The organism is Aquimarina algiphila, assembly GCF_947494415.1.
GTDB classification, from domain to species: Bacteria; Bacteroidota; Bacteroidia; order Flavobacteriales; family Flavobacteriaceae; genus Aquimarina; species Aquimarina algiphila.
Genome location: NZ_CANLVC010000002.1, coordinates 247,901 through 274,107 on the forward strand (window position 1 = coordinate 247,901; position 26,207 = coordinate 274,107).

General features: G+C 32.7%; 20 protein-coding genes and 1 pseudogene. 8 read left to right on the plus strand and 13 right to left on the minus strand.

Going from position 1 to position 26,207, the window contains the following annotated elements:
- Positions 1-266 precede the first annotated feature (266 nt).
- From PQF96_RS03655 to PQF96_RS03685, 7 genes are all read right to left on the minus strand, one after another.
- Entirely contained in the window at positions 267-2,726 is a 2,460-nt protein-coding gene (locus tag PQF96_RS03655; RefSeq protein WP_271765112.1) for a TonB-dependent receptor domain-containing protein, read from the minus strand.
- A gap of 147 nt (positions 2,727-2,873) precedes the next feature.
- A complete protein-coding gene (locus PQF96_RS03660) occupies positions 2,874-3,902 on the minus strand; it encodes a hypothetical protein (RefSeq protein ID WP_200825179.1) in 1,029 nt (342 codons plus the stop codon).
- Positions 3,903-3,983: 81 nt separating this feature from the next.
- Positions 3,984-5,318 carry a YHYH protein gene (locus tag PQF96_RS03665; protein ID WP_271765113.1) on the minus strand — a complete coding sequence of 445 codons (1,335 nt, stop codon included), beginning with the start codon at positions 5,316-5,318 and terminating at the stop codon, positions 3,984-3,986.
- A gap of 81 nt (positions 5,319-5,399) precedes the next feature.
- On the minus strand, positions 5,400-5,813 hold the full coding sequence (locus PQF96_RS03670) for a hypothetical protein (RefSeq protein WP_109439078.1): 414 nt from the start codon (positions 5,811-5,813) through the stop codon (positions 5,400-5,402).
- Between the two features lie 11 nt (positions 5,814-5,824).
- Positions 5,825-6,133 (minus strand): hypothetical protein, encoded by a 309-nt coding sequence (locus tag PQF96_RS03675; protein ID WP_271765114.1) that lies wholly within the window; start codon positions 6,131-6,133, stop codon positions 5,825-5,827.
- Positions 6,133-6,720, minus strand: a complete 588-nt coding sequence (locus PQF96_RS03680; RefSeq protein ID WP_200825180.1) for an RNA polymerase sigma factor — start codon at positions 6,718-6,720, stop codon at positions 6,133-6,135. The genes PQF96_RS03675 and PQF96_RS03680 overlap by 1 nt, the downstream gene beginning before the upstream one ends.
- An 81-nt stretch (positions 6,721-6,801) precedes the next feature.
- Positions 6,802-7,116 (minus strand): EF-hand domain-containing protein, encoded by a 315-nt coding sequence (locus PQF96_RS03685; protein ID WP_271765115.1) that lies wholly within the window; start codon positions 7,114-7,116, stop codon positions 6,802-6,804.
- 317 nt (positions 7,117-7,433) lie between these two features.
- On the opposite strand from PQF96_RS03685, the gene PQF96_RS03690 reads away from it, so the two are divergent.
- The 5 genes from PQF96_RS03690 (at position 7,434) to PQF96_RS03710 (ending at position 14,639) form a co-directional block, all read left to right on the plus strand.
- Entirely contained in the window at positions 7,434-9,152 is a 1,719-nt protein-coding gene (locus tag PQF96_RS03690; RefSeq protein WP_271765116.1) for a carbohydrate-binding protein, read from the plus strand.
- Between the two features lie 424 nt (positions 9,153-9,576).
- Positions 9,577-10,113: a helix-turn-helix domain-containing protein gene (locus PQF96_RS03695; protein ID WP_271765117.1), complete on the plus strand. Its 537-nt coding sequence runs from the start codon at positions 9,577-9,579 to the stop codon at positions 10,111-10,113.
- Between the two features lie 107 nt (positions 10,114-10,220).
- Positions 10,221-11,732, plus strand: a complete 1,512-nt coding sequence (locus tag PQF96_RS03700; RefSeq protein ID WP_271765118.1) for a serine hydrolase — start codon at positions 10,221-10,223, stop codon at positions 11,730-11,732.
- Positions 11,733-12,614: 882 nt separating this feature from the next.
- The gene (locus tag PQF96_RS03705) at positions 12,615-14,129 is read left to right on the plus strand and encodes an NADP-dependent isocitrate dehydrogenase (RefSeq protein WP_271765119.1); all 1,515 of its coding nucleotides are present in this window, start codon (positions 12,615-12,617) and stop codon (positions 14,127-14,129) included.
- Between the two features lie 222 nt (positions 14,130-14,351).
- Positions 14,352-14,639 carry a hypothetical protein gene (locus PQF96_RS03710; protein WP_271765120.1) on the plus strand — a complete coding sequence of 96 codons (288 nt, stop codon included), beginning with the start codon at positions 14,352-14,354 and terminating at the stop codon, positions 14,637-14,639.
- A gap of 115 nt (positions 14,640-14,754) precedes the next feature.
- Here PQF96_RS03710 and PQF96_RS03715 read toward each other — a convergent pair.
- The 5 genes and pseudogenes from PQF96_RS03715 to PQF96_RS03735 all read right to left on the minus strand — a co-directional run.
- A pseudogene (locus tag PQF96_RS03715) lies at positions 14,755-14,939 on the minus strand (acyl-CoA dehydrogenase family protein); the annotation flags it as partial.
- Positions 14,940-14,956: 17 nt separating this feature from the next.
- Positions 14,957-15,277 (minus strand): hypothetical protein, encoded by a 321-nt coding sequence (locus tag PQF96_RS03720; protein WP_143918715.1) that lies wholly within the window; start codon positions 15,275-15,277, stop codon positions 14,957-14,959.
- 311 nt (positions 15,278-15,588) lie between these two features.
- Complete coding sequence (locus PQF96_RS03725) at positions 15,589-15,906, minus strand: hypothetical protein (protein WP_109439068.1); 318 nt, start codon at positions 15,904-15,906, stop codon at positions 15,589-15,591.
- Positions 15,907-15,917: 11 nt separating this feature from the next.
- On the minus strand, positions 15,918-16,739 hold the full coding sequence (locus PQF96_RS03730; RefSeq protein ID WP_271765121.1) for an RsiV family protein: 822 nt from the start codon (positions 16,737-16,739) through the stop codon (positions 15,918-15,920).
- 393 nt (positions 16,740-17,132) lie between these two features.
- Positions 17,133-18,047 (minus strand): LysR family transcriptional regulator, encoded by a 915-nt coding sequence (locus PQF96_RS03735; protein WP_109439066.1) that lies wholly within the window; start codon positions 18,045-18,047, stop codon positions 17,133-17,135.
- Between the two features lie 375 nt (positions 18,048-18,422).
- On the opposite strand from PQF96_RS03735, the gene PQF96_RS03740 reads away from it, so the two are divergent.
- The 3 genes from PQF96_RS03740 (at position 18,423) to PQF96_RS03750 (ending at position 24,236) form a co-directional block, all read left to right on the plus strand.
- Positions 18,423-19,388, plus strand: a complete 966-nt coding sequence (locus PQF96_RS03740; protein ID WP_271765122.1) for a sodium-dependent bicarbonate transport family permease — start codon at positions 18,423-18,425, stop codon at positions 19,386-19,388.
- A gap of 93 nt (positions 19,389-19,481) precedes the next feature.
- Entirely contained in the window at positions 19,482-19,793 is a 312-nt protein-coding gene (locus PQF96_RS03745; protein WP_109439064.1) for a hypothetical protein, read from the plus strand.
- Between the two features lie 693 nt (positions 19,794-20,486).
- On the plus strand, positions 20,487-24,236 hold the full coding sequence (locus PQF96_RS03750; RefSeq protein ID WP_271765123.1) for an amino acid adenylation domain-containing protein: 3,750 nt from the start codon (positions 20,487-20,489) through the stop codon (positions 24,234-24,236).
- 176 nt (positions 24,237-24,412) lie between these two features.
- Here the strand turns inward: PQF96_RS03750 and PQF96_RS03755 are convergent, their stop codons facing one another.
- The gene (locus tag PQF96_RS03755; protein ID WP_109439062.1) at positions 24,413-26,089 is read right to left on the minus strand and encodes an alpha/beta fold hydrolase; all 1,677 of its coding nucleotides are present in this window, start codon (positions 26,087-26,089) and stop codon (positions 24,413-24,415) included.
- Between the last annotated feature and the right edge of the window lie 118 nt (positions 26,090-26,207).

The following is a 26,207-nucleotide window of genomic DNA, read 5'->3' on the forward strand; positions in this document are numbered from 1 at the left end:
CAAAAATTTCAACAATAGTTGTTCTTGTTATGAGTATTTTAAATAAATCCTATACTCTTTTAAGCGAAATTTTTTTATCATTATTTAAATAAATTCTTCTCTAATCGATTAATTATTTGATAACAGGTTTTATTATTATTTTTAATCTCTTTGTATATGATCCCATTACATTCATAAAACCGGAACCCTTGATATTTAATAATTTCTCTGGTTCCTTTAGGAAGACTATAAATTTGATTATCAGAATTATACATTTTTAGTTATTTTTAAAATCCTTCTTCCTCTTCATTATTTTGCTTTTGACGTCCGTTTCTTTCCTTTTTTTGATTGATACGATAAATAAAAGATAGAGTGATTTGCCTTTCACGCCGCTGCAGTTCTCCTTCAGAGGTAAAGAAATCTGTTTCGGTTGACAATAACCGTTTTCTGGAGTTTAGTAAGTCTCTTACATTCAGGGTAACAGAAGCTTTTTCACTCAAAATATCTTTACTAAAGGCCAGATCTAAGAAAAAGATACCATCATACTTTGTTTGTGAATTCTTCCTGGGACCTCTGTAATTGGCATTGGTTTGCCATTGTATTTCTCCAGGAAGTCTAATATTTGAACTAAAACGAGAAAACCAACTTGTATTTTCAGTCCCATAGTCTACATCGTTAAAAATTCCATCTGAGACGAATTTAAAGAGGTTGAAGCTCCAATTGAATCGTATCTTTCTGGATGGGTTATATAGTATTCCTAATTCTGCTCCATAACGTTTGTTGGTAGATAAATTAACAGGTATGGAGCGAATAATAAATATACCATCAGCTGTAGTTTGTCCGGTTTCTTCCTGAATTACTTCAAAAGAATTCGTTTCCCGTTGATAGTATATTGATGATGTCAACGTTAGCTTTTCCCAACGTTTTAAATATCCTAAGTCAAAAGCATTAGCATAAGCAGGGTCAAGATCCGGATTTCCCTGAAATATATTGATAACACTAGATCTCGAAGGAAACGGATTAATAAAAAACCCTCTGGGTCTGTTAATCCTCCTGTTATAACCAAGAGAAATATTCTCATCCTCTGCTAATTCGTATATTAAGTTTACTGTTGGAAAAAGACCTAAATAATTCTTATCAAAATTTAGATCAACATCCTCTCCTAACAGTTCCTGTAATGCATCTGCATCGTACTCTGATATAACCTCACCTTTTAAACGAGTGTTTTCTAGGCGTAACCCAAACAAAAAAGATAATTTCCCAGTTTTATCACCATATTGAGAATACAATGCATTGATGTTCTCTGTATAGTTAAATTGATTGGTAAGATCTTGATTGATCTCAAATTCTCCTGTATTAAGATTAAGGGTATCCAATTGATACACTGTAACTTCTTTTTCAAAATCAACCCGATACCCTGCCTCAAATTGCTTATCCCCAATAGGCAATACATAATCCGTCTGTAACAGAAACTCATTCTGTGTTTCGGTCTCAAAAACTGCCTCTTCACTAAGCAACTGATTATCAGGAATAATAATATTCTCATCAATAGTAGTAATTACCTCCTCTTTATTATATCCATATTGAAAATCAGCAGTAAGTTGATGACCTTCGTCATTAAAATTATTGGTATAATTCAAAGAAGCTTGATAACTTTTATCATCTTCACTTTGATCTTCATTTCTTAATGTAATATCGTTAATATCATTCTGAGCAAATCGTTGACTATTGTTTTCTGTGGTTTCATGTTCATCAGAAAAGCGTGCAAAAATGCTTCCGGTAAGTGAAGATTTTTTGGTTAGATAATACTCCATACCCAAATTGACATTAAATCCCAAATTTTCACGAGATACGTCTCTTTCTTCAATAATCCTGGTATAAGTTCCATTGGTATATGAATTGTCAAAAAATGCACTTCCGGGCGGTTCGCGATAAAAATAACCAAGAGTATTAAAAATGTTGAATTTATCCGAACGTAAATTAAAGTTAGTAGTAATCTGACTTGCTGTGGGATACCCAATATTAGTATTGATAGATCCATTTAGACCAAGAGTCTTTTCTTTTCGAAGAATAATATTTAATATCCCTGCTGTTCCCTCTGCATCGTATCTTGCCGATGGACTTGTAATTACCTCTACCCGTTCTATGGCATCAGCTGGTAATTGCTGTAAAATATCACTAGATCCAAATCCCACTAAGGCAGATGGTTTACCATTGATCAGTATGCGAACATTTTCATTTCCTCTTAAACTTATCGTACCATCTACATCCACAGCTACCGAAGGAACATTGTTCAAGACATCACTTATATTGGCACCACCTACAGTAAGATCCTTACCTATGTTGTAGATTTTTTTATCCAACCTAAGTTCTACGGTAGTTTTTTCTCCAATTATTGTTACTTCATCTAATGCCTCTGTATCGATGGTAAGAGTAATAGCTCCCAAGTCAATTGAACTTTGTAAATTTTGTTTTTCAAGGACATAGGGCTTATAAGAAATATATTCTACGCGTATGGTATAGTTTCCGGGTGAGGTTTTTATATTAAACTTTCCACTTGCATCTGTAATCCCTCCATTAACCACACCCGGATTATCTAAATTTTGAAGCACTAAAGTTGCGTATTCCAGAGGTTCATCAGTTGCTTCGTCCAAAACAACCCCTTTTATATCTATAGTATTTCTTTGGGCAGAAGCCAGATAAAAGTTGAAAAACAATAATAACAGTATAAAGCCCTTGAAATTCATATTTTTTTAGCAGAATTGTATTAAATGGAATATTTATTGCTTAAACTTAAAGGAATATGATGTTAACAAAAGCTAATTTCAGCCAATAGACATAGCTTTTCATTAAACTCTAATTGCGGTTCAGTAAGTAATATTGTGAAAGATATTTTATTGAACAGTATAGCTAACAATCACTTCATTGTCCAAAATAACATTGGTAGACCATATGAATTCTGCATCATTTTCTGGATCGTCAAAAATATCAGTAAAGTTCGTATATGATGGTTTGTTATTCACGACAATAGTTTCATTGGTATAGGTTGTTGCATCAGGCCAATCAGAAGTATCAAAATTTTCATTCATCCAAGTACTAGGTAATTCCCAGTGTAAGGCATAAAATGAAGTCCCATCATTCTCACTAGCCGTATCGCAATTAAATGAACTTCTTGTCGTTCCGCTTTCAGTAGGACAGCTTAAATCTTTGATAGGAGACGTATAAAATGTTTGTGCCTTCCACTCACTTCCTGTAGTAGCTATTATGTTTTGTAAAACATCCTTAAAAACAGCCACCATACCACCATCACCAGTATAATAATCACTACCTTGATTGTTCTCTGAACCTAATCCCAAATTTTCTTCCCAATCCACCAATTTCATAGCAATTGTAAATGGTCGCGACACTCTAAACTTTACGATATGTGAGTTGAATTCAGTAAATGGTATGGCGTCTTTACCTACAAACTCTCCATTTATGTAAAGCTCGAAATAATTATCAGCAAAAATGTATCCGGTAATAACTTCTCCATCAGTATCAATTTCTATAATATCATTGTCATCAAATGCTGCTAAGGCCTCTGTTGCTGTAGAATATTGAATGCCATCAGGATTAAACAAATCAGGAGCAAATGGAAAAACACTATTATTATAGTTTACTTCTGCCGGTACAGTCCAAACCGAATTGTCTGCCGCGGTTATCGTTCCAACTCCGGCCACTCGTTGGCCTGGAAGATATAAGTTATCTATTGTTGTAGTTGCCAAACCCTGTGATACAGAAGCTGTACCTAAATATTCACCAGTAACCGGGTTATCATCATCTGAATCTGTATTATTATCATCAGAATTGTCGTTATCACAATTTAAACAAGATAAGGCCATAAGCCATAGAATCATCATATACATATATCTACTAGTTTTCATTTTTATTTATTTATGGATTAAAGAGTTAATTATCATTGCTGAGATTTCAGTACCTCCAATTTATTTTCAACAATCGAATCGTTATCTCTGATAAGTTTCAATCGTTACATTCTCCTCATTGTCAATGTATTCATAAGTGTATAAATTGTTTTCATCCCAGCTATAATTGATATAATATAAATCAGTTTCAATTTGATATTCTAGGGAGTATGCATTAGTACCTGTTGAAGTAAATCCAGTAATTACTGCACCTGGTAATGGTGTTAATGCAGGTCTGACCTCTTGGGTCATAGCTTGTGGCAAGATTTGATCTTCAGGAGCAGTCGTGTTTGGATCTAATGCTACTTCACCTCGCATCCCTGCTATAAAATATGGAAATGTATCCGTGGTATGATATTGGTATGAACCATCTTCATTAAACTTTCCTAGATATTCGTCCAATTCATCTGTCGTTTTTCCATAAACTGGAAAACCATCAAGTGCGTATGCTAAAGGTTGATCAGAGCCTATAATCGCTTCTAAATGTGTTGGAGGAATATGATAATGATAATCGTCTGCTCTTCCGCAATGTCCTCCCCAATTATCTAATTCACCAATAATCAATGCGTCTTCTCCACGGTTGTTTAGAGGATTAAAAATTGGGATTCCGTTAACTGCTACAGCAATAGCACCTCTCATAAAATGTTCTGAAGACAACAATGGGGTTTCTGCTAACACAGGTTGTAATGGGAAAGCCCAGCTATTTTCTCCTGTATAATTTTGATCTATTGGAACTTGTTGCTGCCAATTTGTAATACCAACCATCATGCTATGCTCAGGAATTCCTGCTGACGAAACATAAAAAAAGGTGTCATCTGAGTTTGTTGTGACATCAGAAAAATGTCCAAAATATGCTTCTAATGCTATAATATCGTTTGCTGGGACAGATATTGGTTCATTTGTAGAATCATCTGTAGAATTATCACAAGCAAGCAAGATCAAAACCAATATAGCAAATAATGTATTCACCATCAATTGCTTTCTCTTTTTAAAAAGAAAAAAGAGTACAACAGATAAAAAAAATAGTCCTGCTAGAACTTTCTTTTTTGTTGTTTCTATCGATAGCCAAGATTGATTTTTGTTACCACTTTGATCATAATGGCCAAGATGATTGATGGCATTGATAAATGCAACCCTTTTTTCAATACGCTTTTGATCATCATAAGAGAATGAACTTATATGATACGCTACAATTTTTCCTGATTTTGTCTCCAAAAACACGATACCTTCTTCTGATTTTAAAAAAGAGGCTTCAATAGTTTTGTTATCGATTGTCCATTTTGTACCATTTTTAGATCCATGTCCTTCTGAGTGAGCAAATATATTTATACTAAATATTAAAAAAACTGCTAAAAGTGAAAATGAGAATGGTTTCATAATAAAAGAATTTTGAGTTTATCTTTTGACAAGAACCAAGATCAAATCCTTCGCAGATTTTGAATTTTTTTTAAAGTTTTTTTATCTAAGTATGAATTTCACTGCTTTGTCTTTAAAATATTTATATTGAATCAGTTGTTCTTTTCTTAAAACGGATTTCATAGCTTCAAAATGCTCTTCTGTAATTTTTATTTTTTGAGCTTCAATATCTTTTATGCAATCTAAAAAAGAGTTTGACGGAGCCCGAAAATATTCTTGAATGCATTGCTTTTGTTTATTTCTTAATTCAGACATGGCTTTACCATGCCTTCTACTAATTTTTTTGAATTGTATGTCTTGAGCTTGATCCAAATGCAGAATTTCTATGGCATCAGGTTTGGAAGGTCTGTTAGATTTATCCAATGGTTTTTTTACCCATAAGGTATAACCAACCTGTATTATATTAAGCACTAATAAAATAATTACGACAGTTTTATACAGTAGTTCTTTTTTCATTCTTTATGTTTTTAAAAAGTATAATCTGATAGTAAATAGATTTCATTATTGCGGCTCTCTAATGCATTCTTTATATTATCATTTTGTAGTTTCAATGCATATACATTTACTATAACAATAATTATTGATGCAGCAGCTATCCATGTTAGATGAACCAATGGAATAATTTTACTTTCTTTATTATTCGGAATCTTAGCAATTATTTCATTAAATAAACCATCTTTAGGAATAGCACGTTTTGCATTATCAAAACTTCTTAAAACCTCATCTACCCATTGTTCTTTTTTACCCATTACTTTAAAATTACTTCCTTTAGACACTATTTTTTTGATTTTCCTTCGGGGTAAATAGAAATTAATTGTTTTCTCAATTGAGATTTTGCCCTTTGTAACAAACCTTCAATTGATTTTAGAGTAACCCCCATTATATTACCTACTTCATGTCGCGGCAACCCTTCAATATAACTCAAAATAAAAGCGGTCTTTTGATTGGCAGGAAGTTTATCAATCGCAGTAAGCAAAAACCAGGCTTTTTCTTGGTTTTCTAGCTGAATTCCAGGATGATTAAAATCTACACTATGTGATTCTTGGATTTCACTTCCTGACAAGGGTAACCTCTTTCTTTTTTCCAACTGATTAAGTGCTTTGTTTATAGTTATTCTATAGATCCAAGTACTTACTTTAGATTTTCCTCTAAATGTTTCTGCTTTATTATAAATAGTTAAAAAAACATCTTGTGTAATCTCTTCGGCCTCCTCGATATTTTGTAAATAGCCAATTGCCGTATGGTATACTTTATCCTTATACAATACATATAACCGATGAAATGCCCTGTGATTACCTTGTGCTATTTTTTTAAGAAGCCGAGTTTCTATATGCTTACAAATTATGGTTAACCTTTGTTGTATTCTTTTTTTTCAGAACAGTACTTTTACAATAACTCGCTATACCTTATCTATAAAAAGTATCTTTTTACCTTATTTATTCTTTTATTGCCTTCTTCCCTGCTGCGGTCTTTGTCGATTAGGTTTTGGTGCTTTTTCTATTTCCTCTTTTGAAAGAAAACCATCGCTGTTAGTATCGATTTTAGAAAAATCATTTTTTAAAGGACCTTTGACTTCTGTTTCTGATAGTTTACCATCTTTATCTACATCCATAGTTTCAAAAATCTGATCTATATTAGGAGACCCTTGATTTCCTTTACCTCTTGCATTCGAATTTGTAGTTTCATTAGTGGATTTACAAGATGAAACAAATGATGACACCATCAATACGATCAATAATTTTAGCATATTGCTTTTCATAATTAACATTTTTTGTTTATTAAATAAGACTATGAATTTTGGAAAAAGTGAAGAAAAAAGATGCTGTTTTCAGTGAGTCAAACAAAGTTTTCAGTGAATGAAAATTTTGGCTCTGCAAACCAATTTTTACTTATTCGTTTTGAGCCTATTTTTGGAAAACCTCTCATTTAATTTGTCTCCTATTTGTGTTATTTAAAAAACAAAAAGAATACTGATGCAAGCTATTTTATGACCTACGTTTAAACCTTTTAGTATCTTTAAGCTTAAGGTTCAAATAATCAAGTAGCAAAAGCATAGGTCAAATTAAACTTTATATAATGAGCAAAATTTTTTGGGTTACCACTACGTTATTCTTTCATTTCCTGTCTTACGCTTCACTACCCCAATCGTTCGATCCCAATATATCTGAAGAACTTCGTATGAGGGACGGGATGCCTAATTTATTCAAAAAAACAAACAATAAAAGTAATATTACCATAGGGTTTATCGGGGGCAGCATTACTCGACAAACCGGCTGGAGTGATAATGTATTTACCTGGTTTCAAAATCAATATAAGGATATTAGTTTTACCGAAATAAATGCAGCAGTTCCTGGCACAGGAGCAGATTTTGCCGCTAGTCGAGTAAAGGATAATTTACTCATTCATAAACCTGATGTGGTTTTTATTGAATATCGTGTAAACGGTGGAGGTGGATATGAAGCACGTGCCATTGAAGGCTTGATCCGCCAAATATGGGAAACAGATCCAAATATCGATATCTGCTTCGTATATACCGTAGGAGAATGGATGTTAGATAGGTTAATGAATGGTAAACAATACGGTTTTGGTATTATTATAGAGGAAATGGCCAATAAATACGGTATCCCTTCAATTGATTTTGGAGTCGAAGTAGTGAAACAACTAAAAGCCAATCAGCTGGTTTTTAAAAATTCCAATCCGGTTGAGGGCAAAGTAGTATTTTCTAAAGACGGCGTGCATCCAAATACTGATGGCCACAAAATATATAGTGATATAGCCATTCGATCTATTTTGTCTATGCATGAAATAGGTGAAAGCGGACCGCATACAATTCCTAATCCCATTGTGTACAATCATTTTTCAAACAGCTCATTGTTATCGGTCCACAATGTCATAAAAAGTTCAGGTTGGCAAAGTGTGGACATAAATACAGATGCTGTTTATATTAGTGACCGATATAGAACTAACAGTATGTTAAGCGATGCACTTAAGTGTTCAAAGGTGAATGAAACTCTGACATTTAATTGGGAAGGAGATTTAATTTGCTTCACAACCATTCCTCAAGGTAAAGGCATGGAAGTTGAAATTATCATTGACAACGGTGCACCCGAGACCTTTACTTTTGAGCAAAGCTCAGGAAATGTATATTTTTCAAAATTCTTTTATGCCAAACAACAAGAGGTTGGACAGCATACCGCAAAACTAAAAGTAACGAAATTACCGGACGGAACATCTATTTATATTGGTCAGGCTATGGTGCATAACTTACCTTCTGAAAATAATCTTGAGGATAAGCAAAAACCTTTTAAAGAAGTTCATACTATTCCTGGACGAATTGAGGCTGAAAATTTTGACACAGGAGGAGAAGGTATTGCTTTTCATGAAGTTAATACCAATAAGAAATCAGAAACCAATTACCGGAGTGAACAAGATTTGGATGTTGAGATTGAAACAAAACCAAACCAATCAAACGGACATATAATAAGCTGGACAAGAGATAGTGAATGGCTAGAATACACCATACAGGTAAAAAACACAGGCGAATATATGATTAAAGCAATGGCTACTGCACGTAATGATGCTATGGAACAAAAGGGTTTACATCTTTTTTTGGATGGAAAAGCTTTAACCGATAAAATTAGTGTAACACCATCAGACGATTGGTTTTCGGATTGGGCTGAATATTCTGTTAACACAAAATTGGAAGCTGGAGAACATGTGCTGCGTGTTAAGTTTTTCACTACAAGTCGCTGGTGTATAAACCTCGACTATTTGGAGTTTATTGCAAAACCATAACACCAACTCGATAGTTGGAATTGAATACGCTGTCGCTCGACTTTTTAAAAAAAGCAGAAACCAAATTTGAAATTTTGGAAAAATTAAAAGTTGATCAATACTATTATTCATCAAAAGATTATAAAAGCTTTTAAAATTGGGATAACATTGTTCTTTTTCAGGACACTTTTCATTCCGATTATGAGAAGAAGAAATGTGACGTAAATGTTAAACTAAGTAGTTTACAAAAAAAATAAAATAGTGATAACAATTTGTATATTGCATATGCAGCCTTAAGGATGTACATTATATATACAATGTTATAAACAAACTAAAATTGAAGCTAATGAAATAAATATTATAGATTAAAACTACCAATATCAACATAGTATATATACTACTAGAAAAAAGACTAACCAAATCATAATTTTATATAATATAATAAATGTCCAAACTTCTAGAATATCGAGAGAAATTAAATCTTACCCAAGAAGAACTGGCAGAAAAATCAAGAATCTCTGTCAGAACGATACAGAGAATTGAAGCTGGAGCTAGACTAAAAGGACATACTTTAAATGCTATTTCTGAAGCATTAAATATTAGTAAAGAAGAATTAGTCAAAGAAAAAAGTGAAGAAACTTTGGATCTTAAGCTTGTAAAATTGATTAATCTATCTTCGTTACCATTTGTTGCAATTCCCTTTGCAAACATAATCGTTCCAGCTGCTATTATTTATTTTAAAAAAGAATATAATTCATTGACAAAACAAATTATTTCAGTTCAAATAATGTGGACTATTGTTTCAGGTACTTTATTTTTATTGAGCCCTTTTTTCAATAGAGTATTTACATCAGAAATTAGACTTACCTTACCTGTCCTGATAGTTTCTATTTTATTAAACATTATAATAATCCTAATAAATGCTATAGGATTAGACAAAAACAAAAGTCTTCGTATACACCTGAAATTTAGCATTATATAAAAAATGTCGGGAATTTGTCGGGAATTTATCGGGGTGTTTTCCTACTAATTTATTTTTAATTTACTGAGTATTGCATCATTGTTTAACCAAAATTATAATCAATAACAATGAAGCAATTCAATCTACTTATTTTTACAATCTTAATTCTTCTTTCTAAAAATATTCAGTCACAAGTTTCTAAAAATTCAACACTTTTTAAGGAGTTAAAAAGTGTTGATAGTCTATTCTTTGAGGAAGGCTTTAATAAATGTAATTTTCAAATACTAGAAAAATATATCCCATCAGATTTTGAGTTTTATCATGATGAAAACGGTGTACAAAACAGAGAACAGTTTATAAAAGGTTTTAAAGAAAGTATTTGTTCAAATACCGAAAAGAAGCCAATCAGAAAAGTAGTTAAAGAAAGTCTCCAGGTTTTTAGATTAAAAAACAATGGAGAAACATACGGAGCTATTCAAAAAGGTGTTCATCTATTTTATATCAAAGAACCTAATAAACGAATGTATCTTACTAATATTGCAAAATTTACATCTGTTTGGAATATCAAAAATGGGCAATGGAAACTATCCAGAGTCTTAAGTTATGATCACAAAGAACCGAAAGCAGATTACGGATCTGGCTTTAATGCAAATTACCCAATACCATTATTTGAGAATGATAAAGAAGTAGAAGCACTATTAAAAAAACATAAAATCCCATCTATATCAATTGGCTTAATCCAGCAAGGTAAAGTGAGTCAAATAAGAACTTTTGGTTTTCAACAAGATACCATAAAAACTGGAATTAATAGTATTTATAAAGTGGCTTCATTGACTAAACCTGTTGTCGCCAATGTAGTGCTAAAACTAGTAGATATGAATAAGCTAAACCTTGATGAACCACTATCCAAATACTATGTTGATAATGATTTAAAAGGACATCCATTTTTGACTAAATTAACCGCACGCAACATATTAACACATCAATCTGGTTTACCTAATTGGAGATATTTAACAAAAAATAAAAAATTAAGTTTTCTAAGAGAGCCTGGTATCCAATGGGAGTATTCTGGAGAAGGGTTTGAATATTTACGAAAAGCCATTGAAAGTAAACTCCAAAAACCTCTAGAAGTAATAGCTCAAGAATTACTGTTTGTTCCTTTAGAAATGAGAAACACTTCATTTTACTGGACATCAGATGTTAACGAGGATCGATATGCCGTAGAACACGACGAAAATGGTAAAAAGATTGCCTTTAAAAAATATACTAAAACTAATGCTGCGGCAAACTTACTAACAACTACAGAAGATTATTCTAAATTTTTAGTTCATATTTTAAATGGTGCAGGAATTTCCAGAGAATTATATCAAGAATTCATCAAACCACAGTCTAAAGAAAAAGAAGGAATATTTTGGGGCTTAGGAATACAAATATTACCCAACTTAAACAAAAACGAAACTGTGTTAATGCATACCGGAGGAGATTATGGAACCAAAACACTTGCTATTATTTCATTAAAATCTAAAAAAGGATTAGTTGTATTTGCAAATTCTGAAAACGGAATGATTTTATGGAACAAATTATTGAATGAATATTTACCGAATTTTGGGGCAGAAATAATGAGTAGAAATATGAAATAGAAGAATCATATCGAATACACAACAATTTGTATGTTGCGTATACATCTTTTTAGGCCACAATGTACCATACAAAGGATATTATGCACAATATCAGATAGAATCACAAGTTACTCCAAAATTTGCACTTTGATATATAAATTGTGGACACACTAAATAGTATAATAAATTATGATAGAAAAAAAAGAAAGCAATTCAAGAGAAATAAGAATATTGATAGTAAATATAATAGTGTCTTTATTCATTTTATTTCAAGCCCTAAATGGATTTGGAAGAAGAGATATGGGTTTTGGATTTACACTTCTACTTGCCAATATATTTATTAACTTTTCCCTTTCTTTTCTATTTAAAGAGAGTGTATTTTTAAAGTGTTTCCTTATCGTAAGTTTTATACTACATTCAAGTGTGCTAATTCTTGTAATATTTTCTGATTCATCACCTTTAATTAATAGAATTATCGTATTTATAATCCTTGAAATTATTGTCTCAGTTCTTTTTTTAATTTTCTTTAAAATTCTAAATAGGAAAATGAAAAACAGACAAAATACTATACAAAACAATCTATAAAAAATAGCTTAAGTGTACAACCAAGGCATTTATACAAATTGACTTATGGTTTTCATATTTATATATGTATACTGTTCTATTTTCAAAGTTAACATAGAAAAATCATTAACTCTTTATTTATACTTATAATAATTAGTATTAACTATTTTTATATAATAAAAAAACCTATGCTCCTTTAGAGTCTACCAGATATAAACCTTCAGATTTAAGAGACATCACACCAATTTATTAAATTTATTAATGGTTTTAATAAAATATATAAATAAAAATTTATGATATGTAATTTGCATCTTTGCTTTAATCAAAAATAAAATAAAGATGAAGCACAACACTTTAGTTCAAAACAAGAATATAAATAGGTCGGATAAGTTAATAAAAGTTGCTGTAGCTCAAGGTGATGGTATAGGTCCCGAAATAATGTCTGCTACGCTGAAAATTTTAACAGCTGCCGGAGCGAATATTGAGCCTGAGTTCATAGATCTTGGAGAACAAGTGTACTTATCGGGAAACACAGCTGGTATTAGTAAGAACTCCTGGGAGGTCATAAATCGCAATAAATTAATCTTGAAAGCACCGATTACTACTCCACAAGGTAAGGGGTATAAGAGTCTAAATGTGACTCTGAGAAAATCACTTGGATTATATGCCAATGTACGTCCGGTTAACGCCTTGCACCCTTTTGTTCAAACTCACTTCCCTGATATGGATGTGGTTATTATCCGTGAGAATGAAGAAGACTTATATGCAGGAATAGAACATCAACAAACACAGGATGTAGTACAATGTTTAAAACTAATTACAAGACCAGGTTGTGAGCGAATAATTCGATATGCTTTTGAATACGCAAAAGCATATGGAAGAAAAAAAGTCACTTGTATGGTGAAAGATAATATTATGAAGCTGACCGATGGATTATTTCACCAAGTATTTAATGAAATCGCGTTAGAATATGAAGATATCAAAAGTGAATCTCAGATTATCGATATAGGATCTGCAAAACTAGCCGCTCATCCAGAAAACTACGATGTTATTGTGACCTCAAATTTATATGGAGACATCATATCAGATATTGCAGCCGAAATAGCTGGATCTGTGGGGATGGCAGGCTCTGCAAATATTGGTACTAATGTCGCTATGTTTGAAGCGATCCATGGTTCTGCTCCTGATATTGCCGGACAACATATTGCAAATCCTTCAGGGCTTATAAATGCTTCTGTACTTATGTTAGCACATTTAGGTCAATTAGAAATCGCTGATCAAATTAAAAATGCCTGGTTAACAACAATTGAACAAGGATATCATACAGCAGATATTTATCAGGAAGGAAAAAGCAAGAAAAAGGTATCAACACAAGAATTTGCAGATGAAGTAATCGCTAGATTAGGAACCACTCCAAAAGATTTAATCACTAGCAAATTGACCGAAGGTTCTGGAATTATGAAAACCTTCGAGTACAAAAGAAAAAAATCAAAGAAAGTATTAGTAGGCGTCGACGTATTTATTGACTGGGAAGGTTCTGATCCGAAAGAAATTGGAGATGCTTTGTCTATAATTAATTCCTATAATCTAAAACTGAAAATGATTACAAATCGCGGAGTGAAAGTATATCCAAACGGTTTAGAAGAAACATATTGTACAGATCATTGGAGATGTCGATTTGTGGCTGTGGACGCTGAAATACTGAAAACAATACCAATTTTTAATGCTATTGATCACGAACAAATCATAGCTCTTTTGTCTAAGTTACATAGCAAAGGCTTTGATGTAATCAAAACCGAAAACCTCTATGAATTTGACGGCAAAAGAGGGTTTTCACTTGGGCAAGGAGAATAAACAGTATCATAAAAATTAAATTAATTTACCCTTAGGCACTTAATTGTTCTTTAAACTCAACCAGTTTATTAAATAGAATCATTGAGTGTCTATATTTTGGACAATAACAATCGCTTAGTCAACCAAACCAAAGTATCTAGCAAATCAATTTCACTATCTTAAAAGAGAGATTTTTCTCTCTAGGTTTTTGATAAAAATGCCAGTACTTCAAATATATATAGTATGGACCCTATTCATAACAGTTTTAAATTGGTAGAAGGAATTTATTCTCCGATTAACTCTGCAGACGTATTATTATCACTAATTGCTGATAAAATAAAGTTTCACAACCTTCAAATCTTAAATTTCCAAGATAAGAACGATCCTAATGTTATGCGCGCTGAAATGAGAATTGAGGAATTGAAAGCATCCCGCAAATTAGTGACAGACATGATCATAAAAGCTCGTGATAAAGGGCTTCATATGAAAATTGATGGAATCATAAATATTGAAATGCTGAAACCATTATAAATTATGGTTTTCATTGCTGTCAAATTATACTAATTTAGGAATATAATGTCGTATTAAGGAGATGTTATTTTTAGCTATAAAGAATGAGATGATATGCGGCATCATATCCTTAAACCTGTATGAGTTGAAAAGAGGCTATAGGTTTCCCAAATGATTCTCTTTTCCTAGTATATGTAGTATTTAATGGTATTCTGATAAGCTACCAAGAGTTTCCATGCGATACCTGCTCTGGTCATATGAAGTACCTATTGTATCCCAAAATGAATTTGCATTTTGTAATTGATCGCTTTCTGAAATTAATTCTTTATAATTTTTTATTAAGAACTTTCTTGATATTGACTTCTAAGTGATAGTGCAAATTGCATTAGGTCAATATCTGCGTATATTCCGTAATTATTGCTTAAACAACCTTTAATTCCATCATCACATGCAATTAAAAATAGAATAGAAACGTCACTAGGATCATTCAATCCTTCATACCTGCAATATTCTACCAAAACACAATCGTTTTTAGTATATCCCTTATTAGTTGCACGGTCATATATGATATTGTCTTTGAATAAAAAATCCACGGCAAACCCATTTTCTTTAGCTATCTGAATATCCTCAAGAATTGTTTTGTGTGATGATAGTATCATATTTGTGTCTTTAGATGAGTACATATAAATTCTAAATTAGTATGAGGTATTTCACCTAATTCCCATTTTGATTATAAACTCTGGATATTAAAGTTTTTAGGAGTAAAACAGGAGTATAGGGTTAGGGTAATTTTAGTTATCTAAAAATTATAGTCGCACATGTTTCAATATTCATTTTTTTGATTAATAATTGCAGCCATTGGGTATAAGAAAAGCCTTCAGTCCTATACTCGCTAATACTACTCCCAAAGCAATTTGCACATACTCATATACACTCTGTATTATTTGATTTTTAGTCATATGTATTTTATTTAAAATACAGTTATATAATCTGCGATAGCTTCTGATTGCTGTGGATCCATCTGTATGATAGGAACCGAATACAATATTGGCATATTAGAAGGATACATTTTTCTAAGACGATCATTTAAATTGTTAAACTGTAAGGATCTAATAATTCCAGAGATTAGTGTCTTATTTAATCGATGTGTTTGGTTTTTTCTGTCAATTTTAGCCAATACACAATTTTCTAAGATCATAACTGTTAAAAGATACTTACCTCTTAATAAGAATTCGACGATTTCATCTGCTTGTGATTTACTTTTAGGAATGATCCATATTTTTACCATGACTTTTTGATTTAAGATTTAAAATAGGAGCTCTCTGATTTTCCTGTTTTTAAAATGGACGATAATTCTTCTAATGGTATTTCTAGAAAATAATTTCCCGAATATGTTGGACATACTGCACAGTCATCAAAATAAAATTTTATGTGCTCAGAATTGACAACAAAATTATTCTTGGATACCTCAAATTTATCTTTGGTAAACTCCCAACAATCATTAAAAGAGTCTTGTCCTCCAATACGTGCCTGTAATTCTTGATTTAGTTTAAATAGTAAGAATTTATCGCTATTGTTCTCAAATAAATCGCTGTATGTAATAAACATACCTGTCTTTAAATCGTAGTTTAAGCCTTTGAACATAAAAGAGTTGTGATGCTCTTCATCATAATAATTTGTTTTATATAGTAGAACGCTTAAAAATTGATCATTCTTAGTATAAATTTTATAATCAATATTCCTTCGCTTTCTTTCAGCATCCTTAAATATAGGGTCACAGGATAAATCATTATTATGAAGTACTTGCTGAACTGATTTTTCTGTTCTTAAGTACGTCTTTTCTATAAAGGAATTAAAACTACTGAATACAGGATTATATTCTTCATCGAGATGAGGGTATTTATAATCAAGAATTAAGGAACCTTCCTCTTTATAAAATTTTTGAGTACTGATAAAATTTTCCTGTAAAGTATTTTGTTTTGCTAACCAATAATTTGACTTGTCATCTGATATTTGTGCCGTTTTTGAATCTTGATAAACCACTCCAAAACGAGAATCATTTGAAATGATATTACAAGATACAAGGATAATAGCTAAAGAAATATAAATTAGTTTTTTCATCTTTTAAGGTTATTTGATATTCTTATTATTTGAATCAAATTTCCATAAAATGTTTCATATATTTTTATTTATATTTATAATCATTTACATAAAATTATTTAATATAAATAGTTTTTATAAAACTGAGGTACGACAAATTTCCCGATTGCTCATCCCCTAATCTTTGAGGGGGAAATTCAACTTATATCTTTATTAGGGTTAGGGAATTATTAGCAAAGTAATTTAAATCTAAAAAATCAAATTTTTCAAATAAAAGGAAAATCAATAAATATAGTAGCAAACTAGTATTGAAATCTAATATTTCAATGAGTTTTTATAAGCTCGAAAACACGTTTCATTTACAAAAAAAACACTAAAACTCAGGTATTATATATACAGTCAATAAATAATTATTTAGAAGCTTTCGAATCTTTTTTTGATGATCGTACTTTTTTCCTTTTTCAAATATTCAAGAAAGGCTGTAGCAACTAAAGAGAATTTTTTATCCTTAAGCCAAATCATATGCCAATTAGATTTGATCGGGAAACCTTTTATCGGAATAATCTGTAAACGTCCCGTTTTAAGTTCGTTTCGTATTCCAATAAGAGGCATAATAGAATATCCGAGTCCTGCAGTCACGGCTTGTTTTACAGCTTCATTAGAGGTAAGCTCCATTTTTTTACTTACGGGTAGATTATTCTTTTCAATAAACCTTTCCATAGTGTACCTGGTACCAGATCCTTGTTCTCTATAAATTAAAGGTAATTTTGTGAAAATAGATTTATCATATACCTTTTTTTCGAATTTTTCATCTTTATTTCCTACCAAATAAAGTTGATTCTCCATTAATTTAATTTTTTCTATCTGTAATTTATCAGGAAGAACAGATACTAATGAAAAATCTACTGTATTTTTTTCTAAACTATGAATCACCTGTGCCTTATTAGTAACATCAAGAATAAGCTCTACTCCCTTATGTTGCTTTATAAAATCAGATAAGAAATAGGGCATAATATATTTGCCTGTGGATACCACCGAAATTTTTAACACCCCAGATAGCTGTCCTTGATATGCTAATGTTTTATGATTTATATCCTTTACTTCCTGTAAGATTTTCTCTGCAGCCATTGCAATTTCTTTCCCAAAATCTGTCACATATAGCTTTCTCCCAATTACTTCAGTTAATGGAATTGGAAATTGATTCTGAAAATTTCTTAACTGTATAGAAACCGCTGGCTGTGTTAAATGCAGCTCTTCAGAAGCTTTAGTAATGCTCTGTTTTTCAACTATTTTAGAAAAAATCTGTAACTGATGAAGAGTATAATGCATAAAATAAACTTATATAATTGATTATAAATATAAATAAAAATATATGAAATAATACATACACCTTTGCATAAAATAAAACCAATGAGAGATTTTAATCAAAAGAAAAAAGAATTTCAAAAAGTAAAAGTCATGCCATCATATTTTGAAAGAAAAAAAGAATTATCCAAAATCATTAACTTCATTATAATTGGAATCCTTTTCCTATTATTTATTATACTTTCTATAAGAAGTAGTCATCTTTTTTTAAAAGAAATTCTAGTGTGCACGGCCATAGTAAGTTTACTATGTATCCCACGATTTATATCTAAAAACAACTAATAAACAACTTCCTGTTTTTCAAATAAATCACCATAACAATATCAGATTAAAGTATATATGGATTTACATTTACTTATCGACAATCTAACCAATCCTGCATTACTTTTTTTCTTCTTAGGAGTAATTGCAGTTCAACTTAAAAGCGATCTTTCTATTCCCGAAAACTCTTCAAAATTCATTTCATTATACCTTTTACTTTCGATAGGATTTAAGGGAGGACAAGAGCTTTCACACAGCGTATTTAGTACAGAAATACTATGGTCGTTACTCTTTGGAATATTTCTGGCTATTTTCATTCCTGTATATTCATATTTTGTATTAAGAAGAAAATTTAGTGTAGATAATGCAGGAGCTATTGCGGCATCTTATGGTTCTGTGAGTGCTGTTACCTTTGTGACAACCATATCGTTTTTAGAAATGGAACAGATTGCTTTTAGTGGACATATGGTTGCTGTAATGGCATTAATGGAAGCTCCTTCTATAATGGTAGGGTTATTACTAATCACAATTTTCAAAAAAAATAAAAAAGAAGATAAAATTCCTATGAAAACTGTAATTCATCATGCTCTTACCAATGGTAGTGTATTACTCATAATAGGTAGCTTGATTGTAGGTCTACTTGCAAGTGAAGCGCAAGCTGAAGGTATCAAACCTTTTACTACAGATATATTTAAGGGGTTCCTAGCTGTTTTTCTTCTTGATATGGGAATCACTAGTGGACGTAAACTTTCTGATTTTATTAAAAAAGGATGGTTTGCATTTCTATTTGCCATCATTATACCAATTATCAATGGTTGTATTGTTGCGGTTGTAAGTGGTTTTTTTAGCTCTGGAGAAGGAAATAGACTTCTATTTGCCATACTAGCCGCTAGTGCATCTTATATCGCGGTACCTGCAGCAATGAAACTTGCAATTCCAAAAGCTAATCCAAGTCTTTATATCCCTATGGCTCTTGCAATCACTTTTCCTTTTAATATAACATTAGGAATGCCGCTATATCTATGCATTATACAGCTATCATAACAATTATTTATGATGACAATAAAATATATAAATAAAAATATATAACATATTAATTCAACCTTTGTAGTATAAATAAAAAAATAATATAAAAACATGGAAGCCATAGTAAAAACATCAAAAGAAGTGAAAACAGAGCAAAAAATAAGCTTGATTGATGGCCATTTTACAGCATCAGAAGCAGCAGATATTATTAACTCTGTACTTAATGTAAAAATTAATTTTCACAAACTAAACCGTTTATCAATTACTGAAGGAAATGCTAGTGACAATTGTGAATATGATAGTGGAAGAATAGATGAATTATTACGTGAGCAAATTATAGCTAAAGAATTCTTTGCTCAAGCAAGGTTAGAAGGAAAGAAACTTAAAATGAATAGTACAATCCATATTTCTGTTGAAGATTAGTATTTGGATGATTCCAAATAATTGAAAATTTTATACTCAACTCAGCTTTACTAATACTCTTAACTAATTAGTAAATAGTGGCTCTCAATTTTTGAGTCACTATTTCTATTATAAAAATGTATGATATTACAAAGTAGTATTCCTAATGCTATTGTAGGAGACCATTCCACTTCTTAATACAAAAACTTACATAGAAATATTGTATAGAGAAAAAAAATTAGAGTGCAGTAAATCATTATTTTTAACCAATACGATTACTACGTTTTTTAAATCAATTCAATACATTAATTTTTAATACACTAAACACTTCCACTCTTAAAATCTGTAAAAATTAGCTCTATAAAGCAGGAGCTATTGAACACTCCTAACAGTTCAAAAAAAAATTTAGAAATACAGTTATAACTTATGAGAAGTCTAAGTAATCTTTCTGTCTTAAACATATCAAACTTTTTCTGGCATAAGATTATTTAGTCTCATTATTTAGTACAGAAAAAGAGCATCAAGTTTGACTAACATTATTCAACATCATAAATAACACCAGCCGTTAAAGTATTAAAAATCAATAAATTGATAGTGTTCGTCTATTTTTTGTACACTTTTTTTAACAACTAATCTCGTTAAGTCCACGTATTGTATACTTCATTTTTATTGGACATATTTATACTCTCTTTAACTTTATAAAAAAAGAAAAAAATGGACAAATTAACTCAGTTTTTTAGCGAACTGTTAACCAATGAAGACAAATTAGACCGTTTTAATTCAGGCTCAAGCGAGGATGAAATAGCTAATAACCGACAAAGCATGTTGAGTGCAGCGGGAGTAAATTATACAAAAGAGATGATTAGAATGACCTCTCAGGACTTGCAAAAATTAATGGAGAAAGAGCTTTCTCAAAAAACAGGTGATGATTTAAAAACAACAATTTGTGGACTGATTGCAAAACAAATGCTAGAATATCCAGAACGCACAGCAATTATCGATGGTGAGATCAAAATTGACTATAAAAGCCTCATAAAACGAGCTAATGAAGTTGCCGGAGAGCTTATGAACCGTGGTATAAAACCAGGATCATTGGTTGGAGTTTGTATGAACCGCTCTTGGGAACTGATAGCTACGTTACTTGGTGTGATGCAAGCTGGATGTGCGTATGTACCTTTGGATCCCACATATCCGCACGATAGAATTCAATATATGTTAGAGCATTCTCGCGCTGTTGCCGCTATTGTTGATAATCAATCCTCGGCAAACTTATGCAGTCAAGTACCTGAACTTTTATGGATCAATGCATTAGGAAATCATACAGATTGCTTAATACGACCATCAGAAAACGATTTGGCATATGTAATTTACACTTCTGGTTCAACAGGAAAACCAAAAGGAGTAGCTGTAGAACACAAAAGCATGGTATACATGAGTCAATCGATGCGCAAACTATTCAGTAATGAAGAGTTAAAAGGAGTGTTTGCTGGTGCCTCTGTGTGTTTCGATACTTCGGTTATGGAAACCATGGGTACTTTATCACTTGGTGGTACAGTAATACTTGCAAAAAATGCACTGGAGTTAACTAATCTTCCTGCAATAGATCAGGTGAGAACATGTGTAATGGTTGCCTCCTCAATGCAAGCATTACTCGCTACTGAAAGATTACCTGAGGGGATACAATGTTTAGTTTTTGGAGGTGAAGCCCTCAAACGCTCACTGGTTGAACAGGTATATGCACAAAATCCTGATCTACGCGTATTAAATGCATATGGCCCTACCGAAGACACCGTGTATTCAACCATTGCCGAAGTTCCTCTTGGCACCAAAGTCGTAACCATCGGTAAATCCGTACCAAACTCGCGTGCGTACATTTTGGATGATGATTTACAACCTGTTTCTACAGGAGTAGCTGGAGAATTATATCTTGCAGGAAGCAAGCTTGCAAAGGGATACTTGTACGATGAAGCCCTCACCAAGGAACGTTTTATAGAGATAGAACCTAACGACCTTATTCCTGATAATCGATTATACAAAACAGGTGATTTGTGTCGTTGGACAGAAAATAGAGAGATCGAATTTCTTGGTCGAGTAGACCAACAAGTAAAAATAAGGGGTTTTCGAATTGAACTTGAAGAAATTGAATCAACCCTTGAATCTATGCAAGGGATTGACGCCGCTGCGGCAGCAGCCGTAGACGGAGGTATTGGTCAGAAAATACTAGTGGTCTATGTTGTAAGTCGTGATGAAACGGTAACAGAAGAGAGAGTAAAATCTTATTTATCACAACGATTACCAAAATACATGGTTCCTCAGATTGTAAAACACCTAAAAGAACTACCTCTTTTACCTAATGACAAACTGGATCGCAAAAAACTCATGAATTTAGAAAAGGAGGAGCCTATTAAACAAAGTCCAGTTACCATATCCTCAAATGTAGAAGCTACCAAAAGCACCAACATTCTCATGCAACATTTGCTTGGTTCTAAAAAGGAAAAACAAGAAGTAATACTTTCGATCATTCAGAACGAAGTGGCTTCTCTCCTCAACTTAAGTGATCCTGCAAATGTAGTATCAAATCATTCATTCGATGACCTTGGTCTTGACTCCTTAACTACATTGGAGTTTAGTAGTCGACTCACCAAATTATTAGGGCAAAAACTGCCTGCTCAAGCAATTTTTGAACACTCTACTCCAAATGCGTTAGTCAATTATATTATCAACATAATGAGAAGCAGTGAGGATAATCAGGCAACAGATAAATTGCCTAGTGTAGCTACAGATTCACTTGCTAGTTTTCAAACACATATCCAATCAAGTCATCCTACATTTCAAGCTGCAAAAGCATCCTCATGGAACGCAAATGATAAAAGTAAGCTGGTTCAAGAAGTTTTACGTATGGTAAATGACAATCGCAGAAACCCTTACAGCAAGGTATTACGAACTGGAAGTGCCACCAAAGGGATCGTTGGAGATGCCTATAATGATGAAGAGCAAGAAGCTATTATCTGGACGACTAATCTATATCTAGGTCTGAATCGTGATCAGAAAGTAATGGAAGAAGCTTCTCTTGCCTTAGAACGTTTTGGAACCGGAATGGGTACATCTGCAGCGGCCTCAGGTATGACAAATCAACACCTTGAGTTTGAAACAGAGTTTGCCGATTTAGTAGGAAAACCTAGTGCTTGCCTGTTTCCAACAGGATATACAGCTAATGTTGGAGCTATTGCAGGGATTCTGGGAAAAAACGATGTTGTTGTTATCGATCAACTCTGTCATGCATCCATTGTTGATGGTGCTCGTCTATGCGGTGCAACTATTAGAACCTTCAAACATAATGATCCATCTGATCTAGAGGCTGTCCTTGAGTCGGAAGTGTCTCCTTATTGTAGTATTATGGTAGTGCTTGAAGGTGTATATAGCATGGGAGAAGGCGCTGCACCGGTTGCAAAAATAGTACGTACAGCAAAAAAATATAATGCACTCGTTCTTGTAGATGAAGCGCATTCTTTTGGTTTTTACGGTGAAGGTGGAGCCGGGATTTGCGCTGCTCAAGGCGTTACTGAAGAGGTAGATTTCATTATGACAACACTTAGTAAAGCATTAGGAAGCTTAGGCGGAGTTGTTGCGGCCAGCCAGGAACATGTTGACCTTATGAAGTCATCTTCCAGAGCCTACATATTTCAGGCTTCTATTAGCCCGGCAGACATGGCAGCAGCACTTACTTCGTTACGACGTCTTCGTGTAGATGATGCATTGCGTCAACGACTGTGGGACACGACTCGTTATATGCGCCAGCAGTTTGAAGGTGCAGGATATGATCTAGGGACTGGGGACGGACCTATTATCACTCCTCATTTTAGTAACAAGGATAAACTTTATGCAATAGTACAAAGTCTATATCAACGTGGTATTCAAACATCAGCTGTAACCTATCCAATTGTGGAAAGTGGGCGAGGTCGTTTAAGACTTATTTGCTCGGCCGCTCACACACGTGATGACGTGGACAAAACACTAGAAGCACTCATCCAGGCAGAGCGCGAAGTAGATGAACAACTCGCTACCACAAATGATGAAGAAAGAGATTTAAACATAACGTGTTCTGATATCAAAACCTGGGCAGCTACATTCTCTTCTTTCCTTAAAGAATCAATAGCTGAAGTTTCTGCTCCTACACCAAACTTAGCTATATCTGTTCGTATTTCTGAACAGTCTGAACCTATCACAATTGTATTAAAAGATGGAGACGTGACATTAAATACTCATAAAAGTTGTGATTTACCTTCTTGTTCTTTACTGCTTACTGACAAAAACGCGGTTTCTGCTTTGCAATCATCTGATGTCCAAGGATTACTTCATAGTATTTGTAAGGGCAGCTGTATACTAAAAGGGCAAATAGAGCCATTCATTTGGTTTATTGGACGAATTGTAGATCAACGACAGCTCGTCTCTCAGTCACATTGATCGGTAAGTGAGACATATCAAAACTATTTGTTAATCAAATTCAAGGTCCATTCTTCTGTAAATTACTTTGCCGAAGAATGGATCATAAGGCATAATAAATGAAGGAGAAGCATTCGTAAAACAATATTTCGAATTATTTAGACTCAATAAACAACTTAAATACCGATTCCTTAATCTTAGGAATAACCATTTAAAATACCAGAAGCAAAATAAGACGGACTTACAGAAAATTCCTTTTTAAAACACTTAGAAAAGTAAGAAGGGTTAGAAAACCCGGCTTGAAAAGCAATTTCGGCGATAGTACTTTGTTGACGTAGAATTAATTCTTTGGCACGATGCAAACGTACCGAGCAAATTAATTTATTTGGAGACTTATTAGTAATAGCTTTAAGTTTTCGTTGCAATTGCCGTTCACTAACACCTATTTCCCTGCAAAGCATTTCTACACCAAAATGTTCATTACCAAGATGATCATCGATGTTTTGAAGTACTTTTTCCAGGAAAGAGTCTTTTTGAAACATTGTATTATGATCAACCTTATTGATTTCTATAGTATGCCTAATTTTTTCAGTAACAATAAATAGTAACAGAGATTCACCAGATTCAGTTTCAAAAATTGTTTTGTGTGGTGTAAAATTCACATGAGTACCTACTAGTAAATTCTTTACCGTTTGAGTTAACAATATTTGATTAGGTATAGGTTTCTTAAAAACTAATGTAGCAAAATCTTCTATCTCTTTGTTTACAGGATTCCCTACCAAACATTCTTTGATATGAATACCGATGGTCAATTGGGCATTCAAATCCCTAATTTTATCTACTAGATCCATACTACACTGTACTGCTCTACTTGGCCCTTCAAAAGTGGCGGTAAATGTTTCTGTGTTATATTGAACTATATTCCCTCTATATTCTTTTACATATTGTTTAATAAATTTTTGATGTCTTGGGCTATTAGCTTTTGAAGGCATAATGCGCCCAACGATTATAGTCCAGAGTCGTTTTTCATATACCGGTTTTGGCCTTATTTTTAAAATAAAGGCTTTCATCTCTTCCAAAATCACTTTGGTATTACCTGTCCAAAACAGATGATCGCTACCTTCAAACTCAACAAATTTAGCTCCCTCTATACGTTCTGCTATAAATCGTCCCTCCTCTATTTTGACATCAATATCATGTGTACGTTGTAATATTAAGGTAGGAACTTTTATAGACCCTAAAATGTTAATGATATCTACCTCTGTATTCATTTTTGTTAATATCATAGCTGCACTTGGACTTGCTCCTGAACGAAAGTAATTAGCCAACCAATCCATAAACACTTTATCATTGGCTTTTGAAGGGGCTAGTGACTCTAGGTTCATCTCTCCACTCCCCCAACTATTTTCAATCATATCATAAACTTCCTGACGTTCTTCGTTGGTTGGAGCCCAAGGGTAGTCAGGCGCATATATGCGTTTAGCAAATATCCCAAAAGCAATCAGAGAGATAGTTCTGTTTGGATATGTAGCAGCAAACAATGCCGAAACAGATCCTCCTTCTGAGTGTCCAAACAATACGGCTTTTTGTGAACCAACAGCGTCCATCACTGCTCGAATATCATCCATTCTTTCTTCTAAAGTAGGGAGCTCTGCTACACGATCAGAAAGTCCGGTTCCTCGTTTATCAAATAGAATAATTCTAGTTATTTTTCCTAATTCTGTTAAAAAACTCACTAGTTCTGGACAAGCCCACATCCAATCGATATTAGAAACCCATCCAGGGATATAAACTAAGTCGATAGGACCTGAACCAAAAACTTGGTATGCAATATTAATATCACCGTTTTTTGTATATTTAGTATCAGGCTTCATAAAGTATATTTTTATAGAATAAAATGTTTTTTGACTGTTTACGTAGCTTAGTCTTTTTTCTATTTACTATAAAAATGATATTCTTAAATAATATCATAAGTTGGGATACTAAAAGTAT